Source organism: Streptacidiphilus neutrinimicus (assembly GCF_000787815.1).
GTDB lineage: Bacteria > Actinomycetota > Actinomycetes > Streptomycetales > Streptomycetaceae > Streptacidiphilus > Streptacidiphilus neutrinimicus.
Map to the genome: position 1 here is coordinate 10,836 of NZ_BBPO01000122.1, position 3,465 is coordinate 14,300.

General features: G+C 75.1%; 4 protein-coding genes and 1 pseudogene. 3 read left to right on the forward strand and 2 right to left on the reverse strand.

Annotation, left to right across the window (positions count from 1 at the left end):
* Together TR48_RS43995 and TR48_RS36435 are read left to right on the forward strand one after the other, a co-directional pair.
* The coding region (locus tag TR48_RS43995; RefSeq protein ID WP_042374900.1) for a DNA-3-methyladenine glycosylase family protein at positions 1-471 on the forward strand (471 nt) is incomplete at its 5' end.
* The gene (locus tag TR48_RS36435; protein WP_042374902.1) at positions 471-950 is read left to right on the forward strand and encodes a methylated-DNA--[protein]-cysteine S-methyltransferase; all 480 of its coding nucleotides are present in this window, start codon (positions 471-473) and stop codon (positions 948-950) included. The genes TR48_RS43995 and TR48_RS36435, both read left to right, overlap by 1 nt.
* A gap of 32 nt (positions 951-982) precedes the next feature.
* On the opposite strand, the gene TR48_RS36440 is transcribed toward TR48_RS36435, so the two are convergent.
* Positions 983-1,492 (reverse strand): MarR family winged helix-turn-helix transcriptional regulator, encoded by a 510-nt coding sequence (locus TR48_RS36440; protein WP_084730055.1) that lies wholly within the window; start codon positions 1,490-1,492, stop codon positions 983-985.
* A 9-nt stretch (positions 1,493-1,501) separates the two neighbouring features.
* Positions 1,502-2,551, reverse strand: a complete 1,050-nt coding sequence (locus tag TR48_RS36445; protein WP_369405630.1) for a helix-turn-helix transcriptional regulator — start codon at positions 2,549-2,551, stop codon at positions 1,502-1,504.
* A gap of 174 nt (positions 2,552-2,725) precedes the next feature.
* Between TR48_RS36445 and TR48_RS44000 the strand changes: the two are divergent.
* Positions 2,726-3,465, forward strand: a pseudogene (locus tag TR48_RS44000) (hypothetical protein); the annotation flags it as partial.

Sequence of the window (3,465 nt, forward strand, 5' to 3'; positions counted from 1 at the left end):
GCCGCGCGCTACGGTGCGCCGCTGCCCGAGCCTAGCGGCGGCCTGACCCGCCTCTTCCCCTCCGCGGCGAGCCTCGCCGAGGCCGACTCCGCCGACCTCGCCATGCCCGCCGCCCGCCAGCGCGCGGTACGCGGCCTGTGCGCGGCCCTGGCCGACGGCACCGTCCGCCTGGACCCCGGCGTCGACCGCGACGAGGCCGGCGCGTCGCTGCTGGCCCTGCCCGGGATCGGCCCGTGGACCGTCAGCTACGTCCGGATGCGCGCCCTCGCCGACCCGGACGCCTACCTGCCCACGGACATCGGTGTCCGCCACGGCCTGCGGGCGGCGGGCGCGCCGGGACCGGCCGGTGAACCGGACAGCGACGCCTGGCGGCCGTGGCGCTCGTACGCCGTGCACCATCTCTGGGTCGCCGCGGCCGAGGCCGCAGCCTCGGAGCGCTCCCTCAAGGCCTATGCGAAAGCGAGCACGTGATGATCCGTTACACGACGATGGACTCCCCGCTGGGCCGACTGCAACTGACGTCGGACGACAAGGGCCGGCTCACCTCTGTCTACGCGCCCGTGCAGAAGGGCCGCACGGTCGAGCCGGATCCGTCCTGGATTCGCGACCCGGACCTCCTCGCCGGCGCGGTCGCCCAGCTCGACGAGTACTTCGCGCGCGAGCGCAAGGAGTTCGATCTCGCGGTCGCGCCCAGCGGCACCGACTTCCGCCACCGCGTGTGGCGGGCCCTGGACGACGTCCCCTACGGCGCCACGGTCACCTACAAGGAGTTGACGCAGGCGGCAGGCCTGCCGCCCACCTCCGTCCGCGCCGTCGCCGGAGCGGTGGGCGCCAACCCGCTGCTGATCCTCCGGCCCTGCCACCGCGTGGTCGGCAGCGACGGCTCGCTGACCGGCTTCGCCGCGGGCCTGGAGGCCAAGCAGACGCTGCTCGGCATCGAGGGCCGTTGAGACCTCGCGGATGACACGACGCCGCCGTGCCGCTAGCCGGCCGGGGTGCTGTCCTCGCCCAGGGCCGCCGCCAGGTTCTCCAGGCCCGTCAGGGCGTTGAGCACCGCGGCGCTGTCCTCCGGCGCCAGCGCCGCCAACGCGGCGGCCAGGCGACGCTCGTGCGCGCGTTGCCAGTCGCGGAGTTGGCGATGGCCCGCGTCGGTCAGACCGATGCGGGCCGTCCTGCGGTCGCCGGGATCGTTCTGACGGTCGACGAAGCCGGACTCGAGCAACCGGCCCACCAGACCGCTGACGGTGTTGGGCGCGAGGCGCTGCCGCGCGGCGAGTTCACCCACCCGCAGGGGGCCCGCCGCGGCGAGTGTCTGCAGGAGTTCGACCTGCGCCATCGGCAGGGCCTCCCACGGGTAGTCCGTGCGAATACTGCTGCGCAGCGCGCGGCGCAGCCGTGTCACCGCGTCGGTGAGGCGCTGGACCTGGGCCGTCTCCACGGGCTGCCCGGACGACGGGGACCCCTGAGCGGCATGATCGACAGGTTCTGGCATGGGCGAAGCCTAACGGGCCACCCAGCCGCGCTCGTACGCCTGCCAGCCCAACTGCAGGCGCGTGCTGACGCCGGTCAGCGTCATCAGGCGCTGCACGCGCCGTTGGACGGTGCGCAGGCCCAGGTCGAGCTGCTTGGCGACGCTGGCGTCGGTGAGTCCGGTGAGCAGCAGGGAGACGATCTGCAGGTCGACCGGGTCCGGCTGGTCGGCGTCCACCTCCACCTGACCGGCCGTCTCGGCACTGAACCGCACCGGAGAGGCCGCCTGCCAGCACTGCTCGAACAGCCCGATCAGCGCCTCCAGCAGGCCCGGCGCGCGGACCAGCAGCGCGGCGGGCTCGCCCGGGGCGCCGAGGGCGAGCAGGGGGAGCATGGCGAGCCTGCGGTCCGAGATCACCAGCTTGGTGGGCACCCGCTCGGCCACACGGACCTGCTGACCACGGCCCAGGGCGAGGGTCAGCGCGTCCATCATCGCCGCGTCGGCGAGGCGGTCGCGGGCCAGCACCGTCCGGTGCGCGACGCCGCGGGCGACGACGATGTCCTCCGCGCCGTTCTCCTCCGGGCCCACCGCGACCGGCGCGTCCGTGACGAGCGCCAGCAGTTCGTTCTCCGTGCCGAGCTGGATCTGCTCGAACCGGTGCCGCAGCGCGGAGACCCCGGAGACGACCTCGACCAGGTCGGCCGCACCGGAGGCGGCCGCGCCGGTGCGGCGGTACTCGTCCGCCAGCAGCTCGACGATCCGCTCGGCCTCGTGCAGCTCGTGCCGCCGCTGCGACAGCGCCGGAGCCAGCGCGACCCCCGGCGGCGCGGCGACGTAGTGGTCGGCCAGCGAGGCGGACGCGGCGGCGAGCCCCGCCGCCTCCAGTTGCGCCAGGGCCTGCTGGACCAGGTAGGGCTGGAGCGAGAGCCGCTCGCCGAGGGCCTCCGGTGTCGCGGCGCCGGAGGACAGCAGCGCACGGTAGACCGACTCGGCTCGTTCGTCGAGGCCGACGAATTCCAGCACCCTGCTTTCCACCTCCTTCGCGCGGCGCGCGGCGCGCGGGTCTGCAGCGATCATCATGCCTCGACCGGCCGGTCGGCGGGTAGCCGGGCAACGGAACGCTGTTCGACCATTGTCCGGAATCCGTCGTTCGCTTGCTCCGGACAGGTTCTGATTCGTCGGTTCCTGGCTTGGCGGAGCCGTCGCGCGTGGACAATGGCGTCGATCCCGGAGCCGGACGGAGGCGTCAGCACCATGAGCGACCCACGTGACCACGGCGTGCCGAGCCCCACGGCCCGGGCGGAGGACGCCTGGTGGGACGCCGTCTACGACCCGTCGGAGCGGGAGACGAGGCACCGGCCCAGCACGGGCAGCGTCGACGACTGGTTCGCCTCGGCCCTCGGCGCGATGGGCGCGACCGACGCGACGGAAGCCGCCACTCCCCAGCCGCGACGGCCGGTGGACGACGAGGATCTGCCACCGACCCCGGACACCCCGCCCGTCCCGCAGACCCCGCCGGTCCCGGACCTGCCGCCGGCCCCGGACACCCGGCCGGTCCCGGAGGTCCCCCTGGCCCCGGACCTGCCGTCGGTCTCGGCGACCCCGCCGGTCCCGGACATCCCGCCGGTTCGGCAGGCCCCGCCCGTCCCGGACACCCCGCCAGTGCGGGAGGCCCCGCCGGTCCCTGACACCCCGGCCGTCCCCGACGTCTGGGCCGTTCCGGACACCCGACCGGTCCCGGACATCCCGCCGGTCCCGGAGACGCCGCCCGTCTCGGGCACCCCGCCAGTGCGGGAGGCCCCGCCGGTTCCTGACACCCGGCCGGTTCCCCAGGCCTCGCCAGTCTCTGACGCCCCGGCCGTCCCCGACTCCCTGGCCGTCCCGGGCCTGTGGGAGATCCCGGACATCCCACCGATGCCCGAGGTTCCGCCTGCCCCCGTCGTCCCGCCGCCCCCGCTGCGCGACCCGCGCGTGATCGCGCCGCGCAGCGAGCC